The 23,312-nt window shown below is 38.8% G+C and carries 25 protein-coding genes; 24 read left to right on the plus strand and 1 reads right to left on the minus strand.

The genetic code is table 11. From position 1 onward, the window contains the following. Positions 1-358: 358 nt before the first annotated feature. Positions 359-796 (minus strand): VanZ family protein, encoded by a 438-nt coding sequence (locus M3600_RS11090; RefSeq protein ID WP_233313739.1) that lies wholly within the window; start codon positions 794-796, stop codon positions 359-361. Between the two features lie 187 nt (positions 797-983). On the opposite strand from M3600_RS11090, the gene M3600_RS11095 reads away from it, so the two are divergent. From M3600_RS11095 to M3600_RS11210, 24 genes are all read left to right on the plus strand, one after another. Continuing rightward, a complete protein-coding gene (locus M3600_RS11095; RefSeq protein ID WP_237941483.1) occupies positions 984-1,421 on the plus strand; it encodes a MarR family winged helix-turn-helix transcriptional regulator in 438 nt (145 codons plus the stop codon). Beyond that, positions 1,414-2,622, plus strand: a complete 1,209-nt coding sequence (locus M3600_RS11100) for an MFS transporter (protein ID WP_233313741.1) — start codon at positions 1,414-1,416, stop codon at positions 2,620-2,622. The genes M3600_RS11095 and M3600_RS11100 overlap by 8 nt, the downstream gene beginning before the upstream one ends. Positions 2,623-2,917: 295 nt before the next feature. Continuing rightward, on the plus strand, positions 2,918-3,343 hold the full coding sequence (locus M3600_RS11105) for a transcriptional regulator GutM (protein WP_233313742.1): 426 nt from the start codon (positions 2,918-2,920) through the stop codon (positions 3,341-3,343). A 16-nt stretch (positions 3,344-3,359) separates the two neighbouring features. Continuing rightward, entirely contained in the window at positions 3,360-3,890 is a 531-nt protein-coding gene (gene srlA / locus M3600_RS11110) for a PTS glucitol/sorbitol transporter subunit IIC (protein WP_233313743.1), read from the plus strand. 18 nt (positions 3,891-3,908) lie between these two features. Beyond that, positions 3,909-4,928 carry a PTS glucitol/sorbitol transporter subunit IIB gene (gene srlE, locus M3600_RS11115; protein WP_237941482.1) on the plus strand — a complete coding sequence of 340 codons (1,020 nt, stop codon included), beginning with the start codon at positions 3,909-3,911 and terminating at the stop codon, positions 4,926-4,928. 23 nt (positions 4,929-4,951) lie between these two features. Beyond that, positions 4,952-5,890 (plus strand): sugar-binding transcriptional regulator, encoded by a 939-nt coding sequence (locus tag M3600_RS11120; RefSeq protein ID WP_233313745.1) that lies wholly within the window; start codon positions 4,952-4,954, stop codon positions 5,888-5,890. 209 nt (positions 5,891-6,099) lie between these two features. Beyond that, positions 6,100-7,377: an NAD(P)H-dependent oxidoreductase gene (locus M3600_RS11125; RefSeq protein ID WP_237941480.1), complete on the plus strand. Its 1,278-nt coding sequence runs from the start codon at positions 6,100-6,102 to the stop codon at positions 7,375-7,377. Between the two features lie 26 nt (positions 7,378-7,403). Further along, the gene (locus M3600_RS11130; protein WP_233313747.1) at positions 7,404-7,760 is read left to right on the plus strand and encodes a PTS glucitol/sorbitol transporter subunit IIA; all 357 of its coding nucleotides are present in this window, start codon (positions 7,404-7,406) and stop codon (positions 7,758-7,760) included. A gap of 191 nt (positions 7,761-7,951) precedes the next feature. Then, entirely contained in the window at positions 7,952-8,938 is a 987-nt protein-coding gene (locus M3600_RS11135) for a thiamine pyrophosphate-dependent dehydrogenase E1 component subunit alpha (protein ID WP_233313748.1), read from the plus strand. A 17-nt stretch (positions 8,939-8,955) separates the two neighbouring features. Beyond that, the gene (locus M3600_RS11140; protein ID WP_237941479.1) at positions 8,956-9,945 is read left to right on the plus strand and encodes an alpha-ketoacid dehydrogenase subunit beta; all 990 of its coding nucleotides are present in this window, start codon (positions 8,956-8,958) and stop codon (positions 9,943-9,945) included. A gap of 15 nt (positions 9,946-9,960) precedes the next feature. Next, the gene (locus tag M3600_RS11145) at positions 9,961-11,292 is read left to right on the plus strand and encodes a dihydrolipoamide acetyltransferase family protein (RefSeq protein WP_251645968.1); all 1,332 of its coding nucleotides are present in this window, start codon (positions 9,961-9,963) and stop codon (positions 11,290-11,292) included. 8 nt (positions 11,293-11,300) lie between these two features. After that, positions 11,301-12,707 (plus strand): dihydrolipoyl dehydrogenase, encoded by a 1,407-nt coding sequence (gene lpdA / locus M3600_RS11150; RefSeq protein WP_251645969.1) that lies wholly within the window; start codon positions 11,301-11,303, stop codon positions 12,705-12,707. A gap of 198 nt (positions 12,708-12,905) precedes the next feature. Then, the gene (locus tag M3600_RS11155; protein ID WP_251645970.1) at positions 12,906-13,382 is read left to right on the plus strand and encodes a PTS sugar transporter subunit IIA; all 477 of its coding nucleotides are present in this window, start codon (positions 12,906-12,908) and stop codon (positions 13,380-13,382) included. Between the two features lie 54 nt (positions 13,383-13,436). Beyond that, positions 13,437-14,852, plus strand: a complete 1,416-nt coding sequence (locus M3600_RS11160; RefSeq protein ID WP_233313753.1) for a PTS galactitol transporter subunit IIC — start codon at positions 13,437-13,439, stop codon at positions 14,850-14,852. A gap of 24 nt (positions 14,853-14,876) precedes the next feature. Continuing rightward, the gene (locus M3600_RS11165; protein WP_251645972.1) at positions 14,877-15,155 is read left to right on the plus strand and encodes a PTS sugar transporter subunit IIB; all 279 of its coding nucleotides are present in this window, start codon (positions 14,877-14,879) and stop codon (positions 15,153-15,155) included. 59 nt (positions 15,156-15,214) lie between these two features. After that, a complete protein-coding gene (locus tag M3600_RS11170; RefSeq protein ID WP_251645974.1) occupies positions 15,215-15,673 on the plus strand; it encodes a hypothetical protein in 459 nt (152 codons plus the stop codon). Then, on the plus strand, positions 15,645-16,712 hold the full coding sequence (locus M3600_RS11175) for an alcohol dehydrogenase catalytic domain-containing protein (protein WP_233313756.1): 1,068 nt from the start codon (positions 15,645-15,647) through the stop codon (positions 16,710-16,712). Before M3600_RS11170 ends, M3600_RS11175 begins: the two co-directional genes overlap by 29 nt. 14 nt (positions 16,713-16,726) lie before the next feature. Continuing rightward, positions 16,727-17,380: an SDR family NAD(P)-dependent oxidoreductase gene (locus tag M3600_RS11180; protein ID WP_233313757.1), complete on the plus strand. Its 654-nt coding sequence runs from the start codon at positions 16,727-16,729 to the stop codon at positions 17,378-17,380. 22 nt (positions 17,381-17,402) lie between these two features. Continuing rightward, positions 17,403-18,140, plus strand: coding sequence for an SDR family NAD(P)-dependent oxidoreductase (locus M3600_RS11185; protein ID WP_251645975.1), 738 nt, complete (start codon positions 17,403-17,405; stop codon positions 18,138-18,140). Positions 18,141-18,320: 180 nt separating this feature from the next. After that, on the plus strand, positions 18,321-19,226 hold the full coding sequence (locus M3600_RS11190) for a sugar-binding transcriptional regulator (RefSeq protein WP_245399977.1): 906 nt from the start codon (positions 18,321-18,323) through the stop codon (positions 19,224-19,226). 127 nt (positions 19,227-19,353) lie between these two features. Further along, the gene (locus tag M3600_RS11195) at positions 19,354-19,689 is read left to right on the plus strand and encodes a bh protein (RefSeq protein ID WP_251645977.1); all 336 of its coding nucleotides are present in this window, start codon (positions 19,354-19,356) and stop codon (positions 19,687-19,689) included. Positions 19,690-20,088: 399 nt separating this feature from the next. Further along, positions 20,089-20,451: a GntR family transcriptional regulator gene (locus M3600_RS11200; protein WP_233313761.1), complete on the plus strand. Its 363-nt coding sequence runs from the start codon at positions 20,089-20,091 to the stop codon at positions 20,449-20,451. Between the two features lie 19 nt (positions 20,452-20,470). Then, positions 20,471-21,376, plus strand: a complete 906-nt coding sequence (locus tag M3600_RS11205; RefSeq protein ID WP_251646225.1) for an ABC transporter ATP-binding protein — start codon at positions 20,471-20,473, stop codon at positions 21,374-21,376. After that, a complete protein-coding gene (locus tag M3600_RS11210) occupies positions 21,348-23,312 on the plus strand; it encodes a DUF6449 domain-containing protein (RefSeq protein ID WP_237941472.1) in 1,965 nt (654 codons plus the stop codon). The genes M3600_RS11205 and M3600_RS11210 overlap by 29 nt, the downstream gene beginning before the upstream one ends.

Below are 23,312 nucleotides of genomic sequence, written 5' to 3' on the forward strand. Positions count from 1 at the left end.
CTGTGAAAATCTTTTTACTCATTATTTTCTCCGTCTCCATGTTTCTCTAGTTGTGTTACATAATTATACAAAAAAATACCCTATAGGTAGACTTTTTTTAAGTGTCTACTCTATAGGGTACATTTTATAAATAGTTTGGTTTTTTTGTGGGGCGGAGGGCACTCGACTCCTGTGGGAAATAGAGGTGGATGAGACACCGCAGGCGAAGACGAGGAGGCTTTAGCTTCCTCCCCGCAAAAAGCGCAATGAACTGAACGAATGATAAAGTTATCTACTATTTATAATCCCAAGCTTTATTTTTTAAAATATTCCTGTTTAGATAGGTTATATTTTGTTTTGTAGCATCCTCATTTGCTGATTAAAAAGCACGTTTCATTACTTTCCACAGCCAATATCCGCAAAATCCCCCAAGTGTATTAAGGATAACATCATCCACATCACAAGCACCTATCCTTGTTACAAGCTGAAGCAGTTCGACAGAAACAGACAAGGCAAAAGCGCAGCCAATAACCGAGGAAAGCTTGCGGACATTAGCAAAAAGAAGGGGAATAAAGAACCCGAACGGCATAAAAGCGAGGATGTTTCCGAATAAATTATTCGTCCATAACCCCAGATTAAAGGAAGACAATCCGCCTATGTCTGCAAGAATACTTCTAAATGGAATGAAATTATAAGCAACAGTTCCTTTGACTGCTTGTCTGTACCCTGAAAAAAACAATAAATAAAATAAAATTACTATATATACAGCAAATAAACAGAAGCACATTCCTCTGAAAATCTTTCGTCTACATTCCATTACTCTTGCTCCTTATAATGAAAAAATTCACAGCAGTTTCCGAACATTATATAAGAAAAATGAAAGATTTGTACAGAAATTAGCTAAAAAAATGCATTTAACCTATTGATGAATTGTTTTCTTCTTGATATAGTTACTTAGGTAACTAATTTTAATTTAACCTTATAAGTTAGGAGCACCTGCTGCTATGAATGATGTTCATGAATTATTTCACTCGATAAACCAGCTTGCCAGACAAATGACAAAATCATTGAATGATGCACTTCAGCCGTTCGATATTTACAGTTCACAGTGGACTGTTCTCTTTTTGCTTAAAACAAAGGGTTCTATGACACAGAAGGAAATTTCCGATTATTTAGCAATTGAGGCACCGCCGATTACAAGAACGGTGCAAAAATTAGTAGCAAATGATTATGTGAGACAAGTAAAGGGAATCGACAAACGCACAAAAAGGATTGAGCTTACCGAAAAAGCGTTGGAGAAGTACCCAGAATGGGAAAAAGCAGTCCTGCAAATGAACGAGGAGCTGATTCAGCCATTAAATCCCGCATCTCAACAGCAATTACTGACATTGATTTCAGATTGGAATCAGGATTTATCAACTAGGGGGAAGGAATTTGAGTAAGGAAACACTTTGGACGAAAAGTTTTATTAATATTTGGGTTAGCAACTTTTTTTTATTTTTAACATTTTATTTTTTAATGGTGTCTCTGCCCGTTTATGCCATCAATGAACTGCATGGGAAACAATCAAGCGCAGGTCTGATCACGACAATGTTCTTGCTGACAGCCATTGTCATCAGACCGTTCGCAGGCAAGCTGATGCAAAAATACGGGAAGAAGACACTGCTTGTACTGTCATTGGCGATCTTCTTTCTTGTGGCGCTATTCTATTTCTTGCCTGAATCTGTCGGAAGCCTACTGATTGTCCGTGCCTTTCATGGCATCGGATTCGGGATGGCAACTACTGCAACAGGAACGATTGTTGCAGATATTATTCCCAACTCCAGAAGAGGCGAAGGAATGGGCTATTATTCAATGTCGATGAACCTTGCGATGGTTGCAGGGCCGTTCCTTGGTTTGATGGCCATTAATTCATGGGGAGCAGATACACTATTTTTGCTGGCTGTAATATTTGCGGTTTTTGCAATCCTAACAGGTTTATTTATTAAACTGCCGAAAAATACAGTTCCCGCAAGCGAAGCACCGGCAGAAAAGACTCCATCTAAATTCGGCGGCATTCTCGAACCGTCTGCTATTCCGATCAGCATTGTTGCTGCACTGTTTGGAATCGTTTATTCATCTATTTTGTCCTTTGTGTCTGTATATGCAGACGGCAAAGGCTTGCAGAGTGTGTCAGGCTACTTCTTTGTCGTATATGCTATAATCATGCTGATCGGCAGACCATTTGCAGGACGCTGGTTTGACCGTTATGGTGCAAATGTGATTGTTTATCCATGCATTCTGCTATTTGCTATAGGAATGCTGACATTGAGCAATGTAAACACAGCCTTTTTCTTCTTGTTTGCAGCAGCGTTAATTGGCTTAGGTTATGGAACGCTCTTTCCAAGCTTCCAAACAATCGCCATTCAAAAAGCTGCTCCAGAAAAGCGCGGCTTAGCAACAGCAACTTTCCTGTCATTATTCGACAGCGGTATCGGAATCGGGTCCTTTATAGTAGGTTTTGTCGGAGACATGATTGGCTTCGGTTCGCTATATTTCTACAGTACTTTCTATATCTTATTAGCACTTGTCGTTTATTATTTCCTACATGGAAAAGCGGCAAAACAGGCTAAGTTAATGAGCAATGTATCGAAAGCTGGATAAATCTTGAATGCCTGAGCAAATTAATTTGCTCAGGTTTTTTTATGGAAACAAAGAGCTTTTAACCATTTGCAGAAAAATTAAAAAATATTTTTTTGATTATTGACAAATGTGTGAACTTTTTATTATCCTAAGGGTATAACAAATGTTAAGTGCTGTAACAAATGTGACATGAAGAACCTTAAAGTGTTTATCTGTGACAGATGTTACAGTTTTTTTAACTTAAAAATGAAAGCGCTATTATTTAGGGTGAGGAGGCTCAATAACAAGCAAATAAGGGGAGGAGAAGGGGGCTTATATGCAGTTAGCTTTTATACTTTGTTTGATACTTATTGTGCAATATCTTTTATCGCTGTTTCAGATTAAGCAATACAAAAAGAATATCGATAAAATTGTCAGCGGTTACAAAGGTCAGGATGGTTTTTTTATGTTCTCAGGAATGACACGCGGAAAGCTTAAGCACGGAGCAATTGCTGTCTTAATTGTTGATAGTAACTATATCATTCATGAATGTCACTTGTTAAAAGGGATGTCAGTCTTAACTAAATTTAAGGCGATGGAAATCTATAAAGGCAAGCATGTTGGGGAAATTGTCAGCTACATCCATGATGAGATTCCTAATAAGGGCAAAAATAAACTTCCTTCCTCAAGAAAGGCATTGTTACAGGCAAGTGAAAATGCATTATTAACAATCGCTAAGAAAAAGGTGTCATTAGGAGTATAAATAAGGGGGTCAAACAATGGAATGGATCAAATGGTTAGGAGAGCATTTTATTGGGATGTTTCAGGCAGGCGGGGAAACCTTTATGGGGCTGGTAACAGGCATTGTTCCTACTCTCGTCGTTCTATTAACATTCACGTATGCAATGATGAAATTTGTTGGAGAAGAAAGAGTTACACGAATCATTCAGTTTGCTGCTAAATACACAATCCTTCGCTATACACTCATGCCAATTCTATCACTTCTTATGTTAACAAACCCAATGGCATATACTTTTGGCCGTTTTTTACCAGAAAAGCAAAAGCCCGCCTTCTACGATTCAGCCGTATCATTCGTTCATCCAGTCACAGGTTTATTTCCTTATGCAAATGCAGGAGAGCTCTTTGTCTATTTAGGAATTGCTAACGGCATCCAAGAATTAGGGCTGCCGATAGCAGACTTAGCTGTCCGTTACTTTATCGTTGGTGTCGTTATTATTTTGATTCGTGGAATCGTAACTGAAATAATCACAAAATATTTAGCGAAAAAGGATGGCGCTGATATAGCGTAGAAAAGGGGGAGATTGTATATGACAGCTTATCGCGGTGTTTTCGTATCCAAAGGCTCAGGCGGCTGGGGTGTTGGTCTGTATGTGGAACCAGATTCTAAAAAGAGCAAAATTGTTTCGATTACAGGCGGAGGGATTCATCCAGTTGCCGCAAAAATAGCAGAGTTAACTGGTGCTGAGGCAGTAGATGGCTTTAAAGGCTCCTATCCAGAAGAAGAAATGGCCTGTGTTGTTATTGACTGTGGCGGAACTGCACGGATTGGCGTTTACCCAATGAAACGAATTTTGACAGTCGATGTTCTTCCTTCCTCTCCATCAGGTCCGCTGTCCAAATATATAACCGATGATATTTTTGTTTCAGGTGTAACAACGAAAGATGTGGCGATTTCAGAAAGCTATAATCAATCTGCAAGTGCCGAAGAAGCAGCAGAGCGTCCTAAATTTGATACTAAAGATAAAGACAAATTCCAGGAGAACTATAAACAATTAAAACAAAACATTGCAGCAAAACAAAAAGAAAATATCTTGCTGCGTTTCTCAAAAGGAATTGGCAATGTCACAGGCACATTTTATCAAGCTGGCCGGGACACAATGGATATTTTGCTAAAGAATATTCTGCCTTTTATGGCGTTTGTAAGTATGCTCATGGGAATTATTAATTATACAGGTGTGGGCGATTGGATTGCACAGGCACTTACTCCTCTTGCTGGTTCCCTTTGGGGGCTGCTTGTCATAGCGGTTGTCTGTACATTGCCCTTCTTATCTCCAGTGTTAGGACCTGGCGCCGTAATCGCCCAAGTTATTGGCGTATTAATCGGTTCGCAAATAGCGTTAGGCAATATTCCGCCCCAATATGCTCTTCCTGCCCTATTTGCCATTAATGGGCAAGTTGGCTGTGATTTTATTCCTGTTGGTTTGTCTCTTGGCGAAGCTAAGCCAGAAACAGTTCGCTACGGAGTACCTGCGATTCTTTACAGTCGTTTGATCACAGGTGTTGTTGCTGTAGTCATTGCTTATTTTGCTAGTTTTGGCATGTATTAAATACGTGGAAGGATAGGGTCGATGTGTTTAAACAGGATAGAAGGATGCTCGTTAAAATTGCCCAAATGTATTATGAGGAAGGTGCCACCCAATCGGAAATTGCCGACAGAATTGGAATCAGCAGGTCCCTCGTTTCTAAGCTGTTAACGAAAGCGAGGGAAGATGGTATTGTCGAAATTATCATTCATGATGACCATATTCATCAATTTAGAAATATTGAACGGAAAATAGAGCGTCTTTATGCATTAAGGGAAGTAGTATGCATAGAGAGTGTTGGCAAGGAGACGTCAAAAAAGCAATTAGGCGAAGCGGCCAGTGAGTATTTACATCGTGTTATCAGAGATGGCCAGATTATTGGCATGTCCTCTGGCACGACATTAAATGAAGTGGCAAAGGCTATCAGTTCTGTGCAGCACTATCCAACAGCAACCGTTGTTCCATTAGTCGGAGGGATGGGGAACGAGCGAGTAGACATTCATTCGAACAGTATTGTCTCAAAGGTCGGCAATGCCCTTCAATCGAAGTATGAGTTACTGCATGTTCCAGTAATGGTAGACACAAAGGAAGCGAGAGAAGTATTAATACGCCAGCCTTCTATCCGGTCTATTTTTCATTTAGCAGAACAATCACATATTGCCATTGTAGGTATAGGCGGCCGGCCAGAGGATTCGACGATGGTAAAATCGTACATGGGCTCTGATCATCTGCAAATCACGAATGACTCAGAAATTGTCGGCGATATTTGTTATAACTTTATTAATAAGTTTGGCAAGCCTGTTCAAAATGCTTGGAATGACAGAGTGATAGCAATGGAACTGGAAAAATTAAAAGCAATACCGCTCGTTATTGGTGTAGCTTCCGGTCTGGAAAAGGTTCAAGCCATAAAAGCTGCCTTGGAGGGTAGTTTAATTCATGTGCTGATTACAGATGAAGCAACTGGAACTGCCCTTGTAGAAGGCTAGCAAGAGTTGAAGTCGTGCATATGAACTCTGATTTATTCGAAAATTACCATTGACAGGTATTATTTAACACCTTAAACTGAAAATGCGGAACAAATGATAAGGGTTGGAACAAATGTAATAAAGTTCACTATATTGTTAGACTATATAACATTTGTATTTCTAAAATATTAAATTGTAAGCGCATTACAAATACGAGGGAGGAATTATTAATGTCAATTTACACAAAGCTTTTACAAAGAGAACGTGAAAATGCACCCATTAAAGTCGGAGTTATCGGTGCAGGCCAGATGGGTTTTGGAATGATTGCGCAAATCTCCAAAATTCCCGGTATGATCGTAACAGGTATATGTGATGTAAATGTTCAGGCAGCACAAAGAGCTGCTGATTTCTATTCCTCTCAATCTGCCCGCAAGGATTCTATCGTAGTTACAAACGATTATCGTAAAGTCATTCAGTCAAACAATGTGGAAGTAATCGTAGATGCCACTGGTGTTCCAGAAGTAGGCGCAAATGTTTCATTAGAAGCGTTAAGGTCTAAAAAACATATCGTTCTGCTCAATGTAGAAGTGGATATAACAATTGGCTCCATCATGTATCAAATGTTCAGCAATGCCGGACTAATTTATACAGGCTCAGCCGGTGATGAGCCTGCTGCTACACTAGAATTATATGAATTTGCTAAAACGATGGGATTGGAAGTGCTTGTTGCCGGCAAAGGGAAAAACAATCCATTTAACCCGTTATCAAACCCTGATACAGCAGCTGCTGAAGCAAAAAGTAAAAACATGAGTGCCCATATGCTAGCGGCCTTTCAAGATGGGACAAAAACAATGGCAGAAATGAACCTGTTAAGTAATGCGATTGGGTTAATTCCAGATAAGGTCGGCATGCACGGTGTATCAGCAACAGTGCAGGATGTTGCTGATAAATTGGACTTAAAGGAAAATGGCGGGGTATTAAACAGCTTTGGGGTTGTAGAGTATGTAAACGGATTAGCACCAGGGGTTTTTGTCATTGTCAAAAGTGAGCTTGAACCAGTTGATGAAGAGCTGCGCTACTTAAAAGTTGGCAAAGGTCCTCATTATGTATTTTACCGCCCTTATCATTTGGCTAGTTTAGAAACGCCGATCACTATTGCAAAAGCAGTATTAGAGCATGACTCTTCCATTCACCCACTCGGGGCGCCTATATCTGAAACAGTAACGGTCGCTAAAAGAGATATAAAAGCTGGAGAAACATTAGACGGCATTGGTGGATACAGTGTTCGCGGTGTTCTGGAAACGCATTCTGATATGAAGAAAAATGGTCATATTCCAATTGGTTTAATTAGTGGAAAAGTAATAGCAAAACGGGATATAAAAACAGGAACGTTCCTGACTTTTGATGATATAGAGTTAGATACAAATACAACGGTTTGGAAATTAAGAGCATTACAAGATCAGCTTTTTCCATCTAATTTAGAACAACGGCCGCTTGTGACACTATAAGTAATGAACCAATAGGAGGATTAAGGATGACAACATCAGTCGTAAAAGAAATAGGTGTATTAGTTTCCGCATTTAAAGAAGATAAAATCTTAATATTATTCGGGCCACAGGCACCGAAGGAACTTCGAGAAATGGCAGTTATTCATGAATTTGAGCTGTTGGATAGTGAGCCATTAAAGCATGGCGGCACGATTGCATTTGGAGACGAGACTTTTACTATTACAGCGTTAGGAGATCATGCAAATAAGAATTTCAAGGAATTAGGGCATATATCTATCTATTTTCAAGAACCAGTAGATGAAGTGTTGCCTGGAGCTGTGTTTGCTGCACCATATTCCTTCCCAAATTCTATTAATGAAGGAACAGTAATTTCAGTAAAATAAACAAGCGGGAAAGGGAGAATCAAGTATATAAACTTGAGCTCTTTTTCCCTTTTTTTATCCTCTTTTAAATTGATTTTTGATTAGTAAAAAATATCAGAAAATACACGCTTTTCCCTTGACTAGAAGAGCAATACATTATATGATTTTTACAAATGTAACAGTATTGAACAAATGTAAAGGGAGGAACAATAATGAAGATTAAAACATTAAAGCTTCCTGAAATGATTACAGAACAGAAATTAAAAGAGCTGTATAAAGAACTGTGGCTAATTCGGTATTTCGATGAAAAAGTTGACCAGTTTTTTGCGAAAGGAATGATCCATGGAACAACACATTTATGTGTTGGCCAAGAGCCGTCTGCTGCTGGATCCATTGCAGTGATTAGCAGAAAAGATAAGATTATCAGCACCCATCGCGGGCACGGCCACTGTATTTCGAAAGAAGGCGATGTGAACAAGATGATGGCAGAGCTCTTTGGCAGAGAAACAGGCTACTGTAAAGGAAAAGGCGGATCGATGCATATTGCAGATTTAGAAAAAGGCAATCTGGGCGCCAATGGGATTGTCGGCGGCGGGCTTCCGTTAGCAGTCGGAGCAGCTCTTACCTCCAAAATAAAAAATGAGAATTATGTGGTGCTTTGCTTCTTTGGAGATGGTGCATCAAATGAAGGCAGCTTCCATGAATCGCTGAACTTAGCAGCGATTTGGGATTTGCCGGTAGTTTTTATTTGCGAAAATAATCAGTATGGGATGTCCGGCCCAGTCAAAGATATGACAAGGATTGAAAATATTGCCGACAGAGCCGGCAGTTACGGCATACCTGGCAAAGTAGTGGACGGTCTTGACATGATTGAGATAATGAATTCCGTTCACGAAGCGGTTGAGCATGCACGCAATTCTAAAGGACCATCCTTAATTGAAATGAAAACATACCGCTGGAAAGGCCACTCTAAAAGCGATGCAAAAAAATACCGGACTCGGGAAGAAGAGAAGGAATGGCGCGAAAAGGACGGAATTAAACGCTTTAAAGACACGTTAATCAATAGTGGTGTCTTAACAGAAGAAACAGCTAAACAGCTTCAGGAAGAAGCCTATGAAGAGATTGAAAAGGCTGTAACATTCGCTGAAAACAGTCCAGAACCATCCCTTGATAGATTACTAGAAGATGTATATGCCTAAAAGAGAGGAGCTAAAAAATGGCTACTAGACAAATAACCTATTTAGAGGCAGTCAGGGAAGCAATGAGTTTAGAAATGCGAGAAAACGAGGATGTGTTTATCCTCGGTGAAGACATCGGTGTATACGGAGGAGCCTTTGGCGTTACTCGGGGTATGATTGAGGAGTTTGGACCGGAGCGCGTTCGTAATACGCCAATCTCAGAGGCAGCGATTGCAGGTGCTGCCATTGGTGCAGCTTTAACAGGAATGCGTCCAATATTGGAGCTTCAATTCTCTGATTTTATTACAATAGCTATGGACCAAATGGTGAATCAAGCGGCGAAAACACGCTATATGTTTGGAGGTAAAGGCAAGGTGCCAATGGTGCTGCGCACACCTGCTGGTTCAGGAACAGGAGCAGCTGCTCAACATTCACAAAGCTTAGAAGCATGGATGGCCCACATCCCCGGCTTAAAGGTAGTCCAGCCTGCGACAGCTTATGATGTTAAAGGATTGCTAAAAGCGGCAATGGATGATGATAACCCCGTTATTTTTTACGAGCATAAGCTTTTGTATAAAACAACAGGAGACGTGCCAGAAGAATCATACAAAATCGAGTTAGGTAAGGCAGATATTAAACGGAGCGGCACAGATGTGACAATTGTTGCAACCGCTATCATGGTTCATAAAGCACTCGAGGCAGCGGCTGAACTGGAAAAAGACGGCATAAGTGTGGAAGTCATTGATCCGCGTACGCTTGTTCCACTAGATACAGACACGATTATACAATCTGTCAAAAAGACTGGACGATTAATTGTAGTTCATGAAGCAGTAAAGCGAGGCGGTTTTGGTGGAGAAATTGTCAGTGTTATTGCAGAGAGCGAAGCATTTGACTATTTAGATGCCCCAATTAAACGGTTAGGAGGAAAGGATGTCCCGATTCCATACAACCCGAAATTAGAAAAAGCTGCCATTCCCCAAGTTCCCGATATTGTTGAGGCAGTGAAAGAAACAGTGAAGAACAGGTAAGGAGGGAAAGCCAATATGGCAAAAGAAATATTTATGCCTAAGTTAAGCAGCACGATGGCAGTCGGGACACTTCTGCAGTGGTTTAAAGAAGAAGGAGAGACTGTCGAAATCGGTGAACCGCTGTTTGAAATAATGACAGATAAAATTAACATTGAAGTAGAAGCCTATGATGATGGTGTGTTGTTAAAAAAATATGTCGATGTTGACACGGAGGTACCAGTTAACCATATTGTTGGCTATATCGGTGCAAAGGGTGAAGCAGTGCCTGCCAATTCGCCAGGCATTGCTGGCGGTGAAACAGACGTGAGAGAACAAGCAGAATCAGTTTCTATTCAACAAGAACTCTCCCATAATCACATACAAACGGAAGAAAAACCTCGGGCAACTCCAGCTGCTCGGCAAATGGCCCGCACAAACAAACTAGATTTAGTTTTCATTAACGGAAGCGGACCAAACGGCCGCATTCATAAAAAAGATGTGTTGCTACAACTAGAAGATAATACAAAGGCAACACCACTTGCGAAAAAAATAGCTGCAGTAGCACAAGTGGACTTAAATACTGTTGCTGGAAGCGGAGCACAGGGCAAGATTGTGAAAGCAGACGTATTATCAGCGCTGCCAGCAAAATCAATGGAATCAGAACCAGTGCTAGAATCAATGGAAATACGGAAGAAAATGTCTGGGATTCGAAAAGTTATTGCCGAAAGGATGGCACAAAGCGCTTATACCGCACCACATGTTACATTAACCACAGAAGCAGACATGACCAAAGTAAAAGAACTGAGAACATCCCTCTTACCAGTTGTCGAAAAACAAACAGGCCTTCGTTTATCGTTTACAGATATTATCATAAAAGCGGCAGGGACCGCATTAAGTCGTCATCCTCATGTGAATGCATCTGTAGTAGGAGACGAAATTGTTCAGTACAGAGAAATTAACATCGGTTTGGCAGTAGCGGTTCCTGACGGTTTAATGGTTCCAGTCATAAAAGACGTTTCTTCAAAAGGACTCACTGCAGTTACAATGGAGGCAAAAGATATCGGACAGAGAGCGCGTGAAAATAAGCTGCTCCCAGAACAACTAAAAGGCTCTACCTTTACGATCTCCAACCTTGGAATGTATGCAGTTGATGCTTTTACGCCGATCATTAATCAGCCTGAAAGTGCCATATTAGGAGTCGGCCGCATTCAGGATAAACCTGTAGCTATAAATAACAGTCTGGAAATTCGGCCAATGATGACATTAAGTCTCTCCTTTGATCATCGAGCAATCGATGGAGCCCCGGCCGCAGCGTTTTTAACAGAATTAAAGCAAATATTGGAAAACCCATATGAGTTATTAGCATAGGAGGTATAGTGGTGAAAACCTATGATATTGTTGTTATCGGCGGAGGACCGGGTGGATATACAGCGGCTCTGCATGCAGCAGAACTTGGACAAAAGACAGCCCTTATTGAGGCAGACTTTCTCGGTGGAACATGCTTGAATCGAGGCTGTATTCCCTCCAAAACATATTTAAAGCATGCTGAAATTATTGAACAAATCGAAAAAGGGAAAGAGTGGGGAATTGACTCAGGACCGCTTCAGTTATCTTTAAGTAAAATGAAGAACCGAAAAGATGACGTCGTTAAACGCCTTCGCAACGGTATTGCTTTCCTTTTAAAAAAAGGAAAGGTGGATGCTTATAACGGCTATGGAACAGTACTGCCTGATGGAAAAGTAATGATTCAATCAGCTAGTAAGGAAGAGACTATTAAGGGCAATAAAATCATTATTGCAACTGGCTCTGTCCCTGCGGTGCCGCCGATTTCAGGATTAGAAACTGTTTCCTATGAAACTAGTGATACAGTTTTCGATTTGGAAGAGATACCTAAATCGGTCGTCATTATCGGCGGTGGCGTAATTGGAGTAGAATTTGCAACTATCTTTGCTGCCTTACAAGCAGAAGTAAGCATTATCGAAGCTTCTGACAAGATTATCCCAACAGAGGATATCGAAGCTTCCAAGTTCTTAACTAGTAGTCTCAAGAAAAAAGGGATTACCATCCATACAAATGCTAAAGTGCAGAGAGTAGAGGAAACTGAAGGGACGAAACTAGTAGTCTGTGAGGATGAAAAGGGGAATGAGCAAAAGCTTCACACAGATATATTAATCGTATGTACTGGGCGCAGGCCGAATCTATCAGCAGTTACAGGGCTTTCATTAGAAACGAACGGACCTTTTCTTCGAGTCAATAGCCAAATGGAAACAAGCATGACAAATGTGTATGCGATCGGAGACGTCATTGGCGGATGGCAGCTAGCACATGCTGCAAGTGCAGAAGGAATAGTTGCTGTAAATAATGCTTCAGGAAGAAAAGACCTTATTGACTATAAAGTAATGCCGCGCTGCATTTATACCCTTCCTGAGATTGCATCTGTCGGTTTGTCAGAAGAAGCAGCAAAAGCGCAAGGAATGGACGTGAAAATAGAGACATTTAATTTTGGCGGGAGCGGGAAAGCAATAAGTGCCGGTCAGCCAGAAGGATTTACTAAAATCATTTATGAAGCAAGGTTTGGCGAGATTATCGGTGTCGTTATGGCAGGTGGAAATGTAACAGAATTGATCGCAAACGCCTCAGCTTTTATGTACCTAGAAGGAACAATAGAAGAAGCAGCTTCCATGATTCATCCACATCCGACAATTTCAGAAACCTTCTATGAAGCAGCGCTGAATGCAGTCTACAAATCAAAAGCGAATAAAGAAATACATTCGGCTATCTAATCATATTCGCAACAAAAAAGCCTAGTAATAATAGGCTTTTTTGTGCAGTTAAAATAATAAGAGGAATAGACGAAATTAAATAATAAGAATTTTCTTAAAATGTCTTGACTGAACAGGTTCTGTATTTTATGATGATTACAAATGTAACGCTATTGAACAAAAGTAAAAATCACTACAAACGAAAGGAGGGAGACAACAATGGAAAAGTTAATTCAATTAGATGAAAAGGTAATTCAATTGCATGTTAAAGCTGCAAATAGGGAGGAGGTAATGACGAGGCTTTATGAAAAGCTAAAGAAATACAATTATGTTAAAGATACTTTTTTAGCTTCTATTTTAGAAAGGGAAAGGATTTTTCCAACAGGCTTGCCTCTTGCTTCGATGGGCGTGGCAATTCCCCATACTGATCCAGAACATGTAGTCACCCCGATGATTGCTGTGGCAGTATTAGAGCACCCAGTAGAATTTATCGTAATGGGCAGTACAGATACACCAGTGAATGTGGAGATTGTCTTGATGTTAGCAATATCTGAACCTACTAAACAGCTTGTGATGCTCGAACGGTTAATGGGTGTCTTTCAAAATGAAGCTGCCATGTCCCAGTTGAAAAATGCAGCATCTGCTAAAGAGCTGCTTTCTGTATTAGACAGGGAAATAAATCAGATAAGTGTTTAGCACTTTTTTTTTCACCAGAAATGTAAGCGCTATCTATTGTGAGGGGGTCTTTTTATGATTAAGCAAGCTGTAGATTTTGTATTAGATTTAGGTCCATCTATTATGCTGCCGATCATTATGACAGTATTTGGCTTACTGTTAAAGCAAGGCTTTAAAAAGTCATTTACAGCAGGTATAACCATTGGGATTGGTTTCATAGGTGTAAATCTTGTTATCGGGCTTTTATCGGGGGCAATCGGACCAGCTGCCCAAGCGATGGTAGAGAAATTAGGATTAAATTTAGATATTCTTGATGTGGGATGGCCAATCGGTGCTGCTATTTCCTTTGGAACGCCTGTAGCACCATTAATGATTCCATTAGTACTGGTTTTAAATGTAATCATGCTGTCAACGAATTTAACAAAAACGCTAAATGTTGATATTTGGAACTTCTGGCATTTAATCTTCGCTGCCTCGGTCACTTATTATGCCTACGATAACATGATTTTAGCTATAGCAGTTGGATTAATTGTTTCTGCGATAACCCTCAAATTGGCGGACTGGACCGCTCCGGCTGTCGAACACCACTTTGGGTTAAAAGGAGTCTCAATGGCTCACTCGGAAACAGTTAACTTTGCTCCCATCACATATGCTAGCAACCGGATTGTGGATAAAATACCAGGAATTAATAAAATCGAGGCAGATCCTGAAACATTAAAGAAAAGATTTGGGATTTTTGGAGAGCCCCTCGTAATGGGATTAGTGCTTGGATTGCTGATTGGTTTTCTCGGTGGATACGATGCTAAAGGAATTCTAACATTAGGGATTCAGATGTCTGCAGTATTAATTTTGATGCCAAGAATGGTAGCTCTATTAATGGAAGGACTAATCCCTATTTCAGAAGGAGCCCGCGACTTAATCAATAAAAAGTTCCCTGGTAAGAATGTTTATATTGGGCTTGATACAGCGATTGTTATCGGAACAGCATCAAATATGGCGGTTGCACTAATCATGGTTCCTATTACCTTATTATTAGCTGTAATTTTACCATATAACGGTATGCTGCCTTTTGCGGATTTTGCAGTACTTCCCTTTACAGTCGTTTGGGCAGTCGCAGCAGCACGCGGCAATATTATCCGCGGCATTATTAACAGTATCGTCACCTTGATGATCGTCTTCTTTATTGCTACTAATCTTGCAGATTTAGCAACAACGATGGGAAGAGCAGTCGGCTTTGATTTCCCAGAGGGAGCTACACAAATTTCTGGTATAGATTTAGGATCACACGTCATTCCATGGATTATCGTCCGATTGCTTGACCCAAGCAATCCATACTTTATCGGTGCGATTATAGCTGCGATTTTGTACGCCTCGCTCTGGTATTGGGTCAGAAATGACATTAAAAAACAATATGCGAAAGAAATGGGATTAGATGCGAAGACATTAAAGCCTGTTCAACTAGAGGAAGATGAAACTGCTTTTAAAGCTTAATTATTTATTATAGGAGGAATTACAATGGCAAAAAAAATCTTGGTTTCCTGTGGTACAGCAGTTGCCACATCCACAGTCGTAGCGAAAAAAATAGAAGAAATATTAAAAAACAAAGGATTTAATGTTATTGTGGAGCAATGTAAAGTATCGGAGGTGCCGTCTAAAGCGGCAGGTGCAGATTTAATTGTCACAACAACACCAGTAAGTAATACAGGCGGAACACCAGTTATACAAACAATCTCTTTTTTGACAGGGGTTGGAATTGATGCAGATATGGAAAAGATTATTAGCCATTTAGAATAAGCGATAAAAAAGCAAAAAAACGATGTTGTGTTTTTTTGCTTTTTTAAAATGGAGGAGAGATGATGAAGCACTATCGCTACAGTACAACAGTATTTTGGTTTTCTATTATTTTTCCTGTGATCTTAATGATTGGCATGTTTATTTGGGCTATAAACAGCCTAATAAATAATGGTTCAGAGGGTATTTATTTGCTTGTTTTAATCGTGATGCCTCTATTATTTGTTTCCTCTGTTATTGGTTTAAATAACCCTTCGCAAATTACTGTCTCTTCTGAGGCAATCGCATTTATTGGGTTTTGGCGAAAGCATGAGTATAAATGGCAAGAGGTCACAGAATTTACCGTTAAAGATTATGGATATGTAGGAAAATCCTTTATCAGAATTGGCAATTTCCGTCTGTTAGGAGGCCGCTATTGGATTTCTAATAAGCTCGATGGGTATCAAGAATTATTAACCATAATAAAAGCACAAGCAGAAGGACGTGAAAAGCATGAAGGTGAAACCGTACAGTCAAAATGACAGAGCACTGCCGATGAAAGTTGCTGCTTACTATAACAAGGAACAAATAAACTATGAAGAGCGGCATATTCCTACTATCGGTGACGAGGAAGTGTTAATTCGCATGGAGTATTGCGGACTATGCGGAACAGATATTCATAAAGTAATCGACGAAACAGTGCCGCCTGAAACTGTTCTTGGCCATGAAGTTTCAGGGGAAATAGTGAAAACAGGTGCTAAAGTAAAGGATTACAAAGTGGGTGATAGAGTATTTGTCGCTCACCATGTTCCATGCTTCACCTGCCATTATTGCAAGAGAGGTTCGTTCAGCTTATGTGCGCAATTTAAACAAACCAATCTAGATCCAGGCGGATTTTCTGAATATATCCGTGTGCCAGCATTGCATGTAAAACATACGATGGGGCTACTTCCAAACGGAATGAGCTATGAACAAGGAGCGCTTGTCGAACCAATCGCCTGCTGTCTTCATGGCTTTGAATTAATAGATACACACCCAGGAGATACGATTTTTATTATGGGCGCTGGCCAAATTGGCCTCCTGCAAGTACAAATTGCCAGAGCCTTATATGCTTCCAACATTATTGTCAGTGATATTAATCCTTTTCGTTTGGATAAAGCACTAGAGTTCGGTGCTGATGAGGCTATTAACAGTCAAAAGGAAAATGTAGCAGAAAAAGTATTAGAACTGACAAATGGAAGGGGAGCAGATATCATCATCATTTCCGCCAGCATTTCCTCTCTTTTACCTGAAGCATTGGAATGTGTTGCAAGAGGCGGGACCGTATTAGTTTTTGCACCATTTAAAGACACAGAGGTAGCCATACCTGCAGCAAAATTTTTTAATGATGAAATTAAAGTAATCGGCTCCTACTCTTCCAATCCATATAATTATGAAAAAGCTGTGTATATGTTGAAAAATAAAGTGTTTGATGTAGAAAGGATGATTACCCACCGCTTTCCGTTAGCAGAGTTAGATAAAGCAATCGCAACGGCACATAATCCTACTGCAAGTGTTTTGAAAGTGCTAATAACACCATAGAAAGAGGGGGAGCAATGGTTGATTTAAGGTTAAATGAAAAAATAGTACTAGTAACAGGAGCGGATGATAGTCTTGGTACCGTTATTTGCGAAAAGCTTGTAAAGAATGGCGCTAAGGTTTGGAGTCATCAATTTAGCGAAAATACAGCAGGTTCCAATCAGCATTATGTGAATACAACCACTATTATAAGTAAATTGGACTCACGTGAAGAGGTTCGAACGGTAGTCAATAAAATCATCGCAGAAGATAAAAAAATAGATATTCTCATCAATCTGGCAGAAAAGAAGGATAGCTTTACAATTGATCAGCTGACACCACAGACATGGTTAGCTGCTTTTCAAAGAAATCTGGATACACCTTTTCTATGCTGTCAGGAAATTCTCCCAGCCATGATAGAGCATGGCAGCGGAACCATTATTAATATAACTTCACAAGCGGCATTTACAGGAGATATTGGTCCTCATTATGCGGCATCCAAAAGTGCATTAAACTCATTTACAAAGGGCTTGGCAAGAGAGTTTAAAGAAAAGGGCATAAAGGTGAAGGAAGTTTGTGTTCCTGTTAAGCTACATGATCAGTCACTCCCTTTAAAGAGTAGAAGACACATGATCGAAGCAGTAGCAAATAAGACGTTACTAGCATGTTCAGCTTATTTGGATGAAGAATAGTTTATGATTTGAGGGGCTGTATATGAAAAAAAATATTCTTATTATAGGCGGAGCAAGTGGCATCGGCAAGGAAATTGCGTTACATTATGTAGCAGATAAACATCAGGTTGCTGTTGCAGATATTAATAAACAATCCTTGGAACAGTTAGTTCTAGAAAACGGCCAAAATACTCTTATTCCATTGGAAGCAGACGCTAGTTCTTGGGAAAGTATCGAACTCCTTGCAGAACAAATAAAAAAGAGGTTTGGCACCATTCACACACTTGTTTACTCAGCAGGTATTACAAAATCAATCAGCTTACTTGAAATGGATTGGGCTGTTTGGCAAAAAACAATGGCTGTAAACCTGCACGGTCTTTTTTACAGCATTAAATTCATATATCCGTTGATCGAGAGCGGCGGAAGCATTGTTATTATTGGATCAGGATCTGCTATTACTGGCACTGGCGGCGGAATCCAATATACGGCCTCAAAGGGCGGGGCATTTGGGTTAATGAGATCCCTTGTTCAAGAATTGGGAAATAACCATATAAATATAAATGTTGTCGCACCAAGGGTAATTGAATCAGATATGCTCGATATTTTATATCCGACAGAACAATCAAAGGCTGAGCTGAAAAAAGCCATTCCAATTGGACGGCTTGGTACACCAATTGATGTTTGTCAGGCGGTAAAATATTTAAGCAGTGAGGAAGGCAAATATGTGCATGGCCAAATCTTGCTGTTAGATGGCGGAAGAACATATAAAAGTGTCTTATAAACCAGTTTCTCCGAGAATCATAATTCTCGGTTTTTTTATGATAAGACGTAATGATTTTCCTAAAAATATGCTGTAATATGTTCTTATACATAACATTTGTAATTACGGATTGGCTGTAGAAAGAGGAGATGATGAAGCGTGGAATGGCAAGAAAAACGACAATTAGTGAAGGTTTCCAGCATGTACTATAATGACGGCTGGACACAAGCACAAATTGCCCAAAAACTAGGTGTTTCAAGACCAGTTATTTCAAAGTTATTGCAAAGGGCAAAGGATGAAGGAATCGTTAAGATATATATAAAGGATGAAAGTGTGCACACTGTAGAATTAGAAAGAAAGCTGGAGCAATATTTTGACCTAGCAGATGCTGTTGTTGTTCCTAATAATGGGCTATCGGCAGAAAGAGCAAAACGGGAAGTAGGTCAAGCGGGGGCCAGCTATATTTCTAACAATATGAAAGACGTTAAAAGTATTGGAATCTCTTGGGGAGAAACGTTAGCTAATCTCGTACAGGAGTATCCTTTTGAGCGAAAAGAAGATATTACCGTTGTTCCATTAGAAGGAGGGATGGGAGTTAAACAAGTACAAATCCATGCAAACCAACTGGCAAACGAATTAGCGAAAAAACTCCAAAGTACATGTGCCTATTTGTATGCACCCGCCATTGTCGAAACAGAAGAACTAAAACAGCGGCTGATGGGGATGGAGGATATTCAAACAGTTTTAGAAATAGGCAGGAATGTAGATGTTGCTCTCATCGGAATCGGAAATCCTTTTGATGATTCAACATTATTGAGACTAGGATATTTACAAGAAAATGACCTTGCCCAACTTCGAGACGTAGGTGCAATTGGCGATATCGGCTTCCGCTTTTTCGATCAAAACGGGAAGCCTATCAATGATTCGTTAAATACAAAAGTAATCGGCATTACGTTGGAAGAGTTTAAAGGAATCAAAAATGTAATTGCAGTTGTGGAAGGGGAACATAAAGTTGCAAGTATATTAGGGGCATTACAGGGCAAGTTTATTGATGTATTGATTACCGATGAATTAACTGCAAATGCTATTATAAAAAACATAACGTGAGTAAATTTTTCTGTATATCTTGTACCTAATCCAGAAAAAATCGAATATAATAATGTTAATTAGTGGTATTTACGATGCATCATAATACGGAATCAATTTTCCTCATTAAGGATAAGGAGAGATTACGATGGAAATCACAAAATTAGATGTCTTCCTATATTGTTCACATTGTCAAGATGAAACTCTGCACAGTGTTCAATATTTAAACCATAAAATCTCTAGTACAGAGTGTACAAATTGCCACCGTAAACTTGATATGCATTTGAATCCGAAAAGAGAGCTATATAAAGAAATATATAAACGAATTGTTACAAAACCTACTAGACTAACCCAAGAATACAGAGATGATTTAAATAAATTTCTTGGAGAATTTCCAAAACGTGCGCTAAGCAAACCATATCGACTTAAAAGATATATGAATGAAACAAGAACGGCATTAAAGAAATTTAAAGACGGCAACTAAATAGCTTAAAATACCGCAGCAGGATAGTTATCTATCCTGTTTTTTTATGAAGAAAAAAATACTGCTTTTCTAAATTGGAATATTGATCTTTGCAGAAACTAGGGACAAGCAATAAAAATATTAATTTAATTTAAATAATCTGCTGTTAAAACAAAAAATGAACAAAGATGTATGTCAAAAGTGAAACGCACCATTCCTGTATGGGAAATCTCAGCAATATATTACATGGTATTCTTGCTAATAAGAGGTATATTTGCTCTGTGAAATGGCAAACTGACAAGAAATGAAAATGGAAATAAAGGAAAAAAATTCATTTTAGTTCTTTTTTTAGAGCTTTTTATATAATATAATAACTGTATTACGCATAATAGTACACTTAGTACAGATGGGGGGCTGAATATGTTTGAACTGGATATAAGAAGCAGGACACCTATCTATGAACAACTGGTGGAAAAGTTGATCGAGCTGATTGTGACAGGAGTGCTGAAGGCTGATGAACAGCTTCCATCTGTTCGAACGATGGCGACACAGCTGACGATTAATCCGAATACCATCCAAAAGGCTTATCGTGAGCTCGAAGTAAGAGGCTACATCTATTCCGTTCAAGGAAAGGGCAGCTTTGTGAAGGCTTCTGAGTTCGTTCAAGATGACAGCAAAATAAAAGAGGCGCTAGAGAGGTTGGAAAAAGCGGTGAAAGAAGCATTGTACTTAGGCATTCAGCCTGAGGATTTGCTTATGCATATCAGGAAATTGATTAATTAAGGGGGAGGGAATAATGCCGATGATTGAATTAAAACAAGTCGTAAAGCGCATTGATAAGGATATCATTCTCGACCATATGAGTTTGAATATACGAAAAGGTAGCATTTATGGACTGCTTGGCTCCAACGGGGCAGGAAAAACAACAATCTTAAAAATGATAGCGGGAATTTATAAGCAGGAAGAAGGAACGGTAACAGTAGATGGAGAGATGGTATTTGAAAATACTTCCCTGAAACAGAAGATGTTCTTTATTGCAGACTATCCTTCTTTTTTACCGCATTATACAACAAAACAAATGGCTTCTTTTTACAAGGAACAGTTCTCCAATTGGAATGATGAATTATTCAATAAAATGGGAGATCAGCTAGCTATAGACAAAAATAAAAAAATCCATCATTTTTCCAAAGGTGTACAAAGACAGATCGCTTTTTGGCTTGCTTTCTCCACACAGCCGGAAATTTTAATATTAGATGAGCCTTTTGACGGCTTGGATCCTGTTATACGTTCGAAAGTAAAGAAACTAATCGTAAACCAAGTCGCAGAAAATGAAATGACGGTTATCATTTCTTCTCATAATCTTTCAGAAGTGGAAGATTTATGTGACCATATCAGCATTATTCATAAAGGAAAATGTTTGATTGAAAATGATATTGATGATATAAAGCTTGATTTCCACAAAATCCAAGTCGCTTTTTCCGAACAAGGTCCAAAAGAATTATTGAAAGATTCTTTAGACATTGTTCATTTTGAACAGCGTGGAAGTGTCAGCATGCTTATCGTTAAAGGAGATAGAGAAGCAATTGTCAAACAGATTGAGCTATTATCGCCCTTATTGCTGGATATCTTGCCTCTTACATTAGAAGAGATTTTTATTTATCAAATGGAGGAATTAGATTATGCCATCAAAGAAACCTTTATATTATAAGCAATTATATCTATTAATCTTCCGCAATGTCGGCTGGATTGGTATTCTTTCTTTTTTAGTCTTGTTTTTTGCGATACCAATGCATCTAGTTCTCTTAGACAAAAAGGAATACAAAGAATGGGGAAATAACATAGTATTTGAACAGATTTTCGATGTCATTCCAGAGATTCAAATGGGTGTCTTATTGTTGACTCCTATCTTGCTTGGCATTTTTCTGTTTCGTTATATACAAAATAAAGCATTTAGCGATTTAATGCACAGCTTGCCTGTCAGCAGAAAGTTCCTGTTTCATTTTTTTACTTGGAACGGCTTTATTGTGTTAGTTTTACCAGTAGTTTTAAATGGTTTAATTCTAATGGCAGCTTATTCAATTTTTGATCTAGGAATATTTATTTCTATTAAAAGTATTTGGAGCTGGATTGGCATTTTTACTGTTTATACATCGGTAATATATTTTGCTTGTATCTTTGTCGGCATGCTTACAGGTTTATCCATTACTCAAGGATTGTTTACAGCTCTTTTTCTGCTATTTCCAGCAGGAGTTATCTTTATGGTTTTTTATAACTTCAGCACCTATGTGTATGGTTTTCCTCTCGAAAAATATATCTCTGACAAATTAATATATTTGTCACCGATACTGGCACCAGCCATCATCTACAGCAATTATTCAGACTTAAAGGTTTGTATAGCTTATATCGTCGTATCAGTCATTTTTTATGTGGCTGCAATGCTTCTTTACAAAAGACGCAATGCTGAAACTGTATATCAGACCTTGACATTCCGTAACTTGAGAGGATTGTTTAAGTACACAGTCACGATTTGCTTTATGCTTTTGGCTGGTTTGTATTTTCAAGTGATGAATAACGGCATCGGTTTTCATCTGTTTGGTCTTTTAATCGGCTCATTAATTGGCTATTTGATTGGTGAAATGTTTATCCAAAAATCATGGCGAGTATTCAACCGCCTAAAAGGATATGCTTATTTCTTTATTGCAGTAGTAATTGTGGCAGGAGTTTCACCATTCTTAATTAACAAATATGAACAATACATTCCAGAAGTGAATGACATTAAAAGCGTAGCTATAAATGACAGTATGACGTATACAGATGAGGCAATGAAGAAACTGTCTTCTTCAGAAAACATGGAAAAAGTTATAGAGATGCAACGTGAATTGATTAAAACACAAAACACAGTAGAAATATATGGGGAAAGTGTAATACCGCTGACAATAGAATATAAGCTCAACAATAATAAGAAAGTGACAAGAACATACACAATTAATCAAGATGATTATAGTAAATGGCTTAAGCCGATTTATGAATCAAAGGAATATAAGCAGCAAGTGTATGATTTTGAGTCACAAACGAATATTACAGAGGTAACGCTCGAATTTTCTTATGAAGGCGGAGCTATTACCATAACTAATCCCGAAGAACTTAAAGGCTTTTTGTCTGCGTTAACTGCTGACAAGCAGAAAGAGTCATATGAGGATATGAAAACCAGATATATTTCTTCTGCAAGTATTTCTATCCTAAAAGAGAATGATGAAAATAATTACAATTATTATGATAGTTTTATAACCTTAAAAGATAAACAAACGATTGCATGGTTAAAAAAGCATGGATATCATAATGAACTGACCATCAAACCGGAATTTGTTGAAAAAGTTGTTGTGTTTAAAGCTCGTGATTTAGGGATTGATATTAACCGTGATTATGATTATGTTCCTGAAAATATTGAAGAAGAACTAGATAAGCTTTCAAATAAAGTAGAAGTAAATACAGAAAGCTTACAAAAAGAGATTATTTCAACCTATTCTTATGGGAAAGAAAAATATGCCGTATATGTAAAGACAAGAGATCAATATGGATTAGAAGTAAATTACATTACGGAAGAAAACTTACCAGAAAGTATTAAAAATAGTCTGGAAAAATAA

The organism is Niallia sp. MER 6 (assembly GCF_023714395.1).
Taxonomy (GTDB): Bacteria; Bacillota; Bacilli; order Bacillales; family Cytobacillaceae; genus Niallia.

Bases quoted from the DNA above. Each gene is read 5' to 3' on its own strand.
- M3600_RS11090 (WP_233313739.1), bottom strand. From the start codon at position 796: ATGGAATGTAGACGAAAGATTTTCAGAGGAATGTGCTTCTGTTTATTT.
- M3600_RS11095 (WP_237941483.1), top strand. From the start codon at position 984: ATGAATGATGTTCATGAATTATTTCACTCGATAAACCAGCTTGCCAGA.
- M3600_RS11105 (WP_233313742.1), top strand. From the start codon at position 2,918: ATGCAGTTAGCTTTTATACTTTGTTTGATACTTATTGTGCAATATCTT.
- srlA (WP_233313743.1), top strand. From the start codon at position 3,360: ATGGAATGGATCAAATGGTTAGGAGAGCATTTTATTGGGATGTTTCAG.
- srlE (WP_237941482.1), top strand. From the start codon at position 3,909: ATGACAGCTTATCGCGGTGTTTTCGTATCCAAAGGCTCAGGCGGCTGG.
- M3600_RS11125 (WP_237941480.1), top strand. From the start codon at position 6,100: ATGTCAATTTACACAAAGCTTTTACAAAGAGAACGTGAAAATGCACCC.
- M3600_RS11130 (WP_233313747.1), top strand. From the start codon at position 7,404: ATGACAACATCAGTCGTAAAAGAAATAGGTGTATTAGTTTCCGCATTT.
- M3600_RS11135 (WP_233313748.1), top strand. From the start codon at position 7,952: ATGAAGATTAAAACATTAAAGCTTCCTGAAATGATTACAGAACAGAAA.
- M3600_RS11140 (WP_237941479.1), top strand. From the start codon at position 8,956: ATGGCTACTAGACAAATAACCTATTTAGAGGCAGTCAGGGAAGCAATG.
- M3600_RS11145 (WP_251645968.1), top strand. From the start codon at position 9,961: ATGGCAAAAGAAATATTTATGCCTAAGTTAAGCAGCACGATGGCAGTC.
- M3600_RS11155 (WP_251645970.1), top strand. From the start codon at position 12,906: ATGGAAAAGTTAATTCAATTAGATGAAAAGGTAATTCAATTGCATGTT.
- M3600_RS11160 (WP_233313753.1), top strand. From the start codon at position 13,437: ATGATTAAGCAAGCTGTAGATTTTGTATTAGATTTAGGTCCATCTATT.
- M3600_RS11165 (WP_251645972.1), top strand. From the start codon at position 14,877: ATGGCAAAAAAAATCTTGGTTTCCTGTGGTACAGCAGTTGCCACATCC.
- M3600_RS11170 (WP_251645974.1), top strand. From the start codon at position 15,215: ATGATGAAGCACTATCGCTACAGTACAACAGTATTTTGGTTTTCTATT.
- M3600_RS11175 (WP_233313756.1), top strand. From the start codon at position 15,645: ATGAAGGTGAAACCGTACAGTCAAAATGACAGAGCACTGCCGATGAAA.
- M3600_RS11180 (WP_233313757.1), top strand. From the start codon at position 16,727: ATGGTTGATTTAAGGTTAAATGAAAAAATAGTACTAGTAACAGGAGCG.
- M3600_RS11185 (WP_251645975.1), top strand. From the start codon at position 17,403: ATGAAAAAAAATATTCTTATTATAGGCGGAGCAAGTGGCATCGGCAAG.
- M3600_RS11190 (WP_245399977.1), top strand. From the start codon at position 18,321: ATGTACTATAATGACGGCTGGACACAAGCACAAATTGCCCAAAAACTA.
- M3600_RS11195 (WP_251645977.1), top strand. From the start codon at position 19,354: ATGGAAATCACAAAATTAGATGTCTTCCTATATTGTTCACATTGTCAA.
- M3600_RS11200 (WP_233313761.1), top strand. From the start codon at position 20,089: ATGTTTGAACTGGATATAAGAAGCAGGACACCTATCTATGAACAACTG.
- M3600_RS11205 (WP_251646225.1), top strand. From the start codon at position 20,471: ATGATTGAATTAAAACAAGTCGTAAAGCGCATTGATAAGGATATCATT.
- M3600_RS11210 (WP_237941472.1), top strand. From the start codon at position 21,348: ATGCCATCAAAGAAACCTTTATATTATAAGCAATTATATCTATTAATC.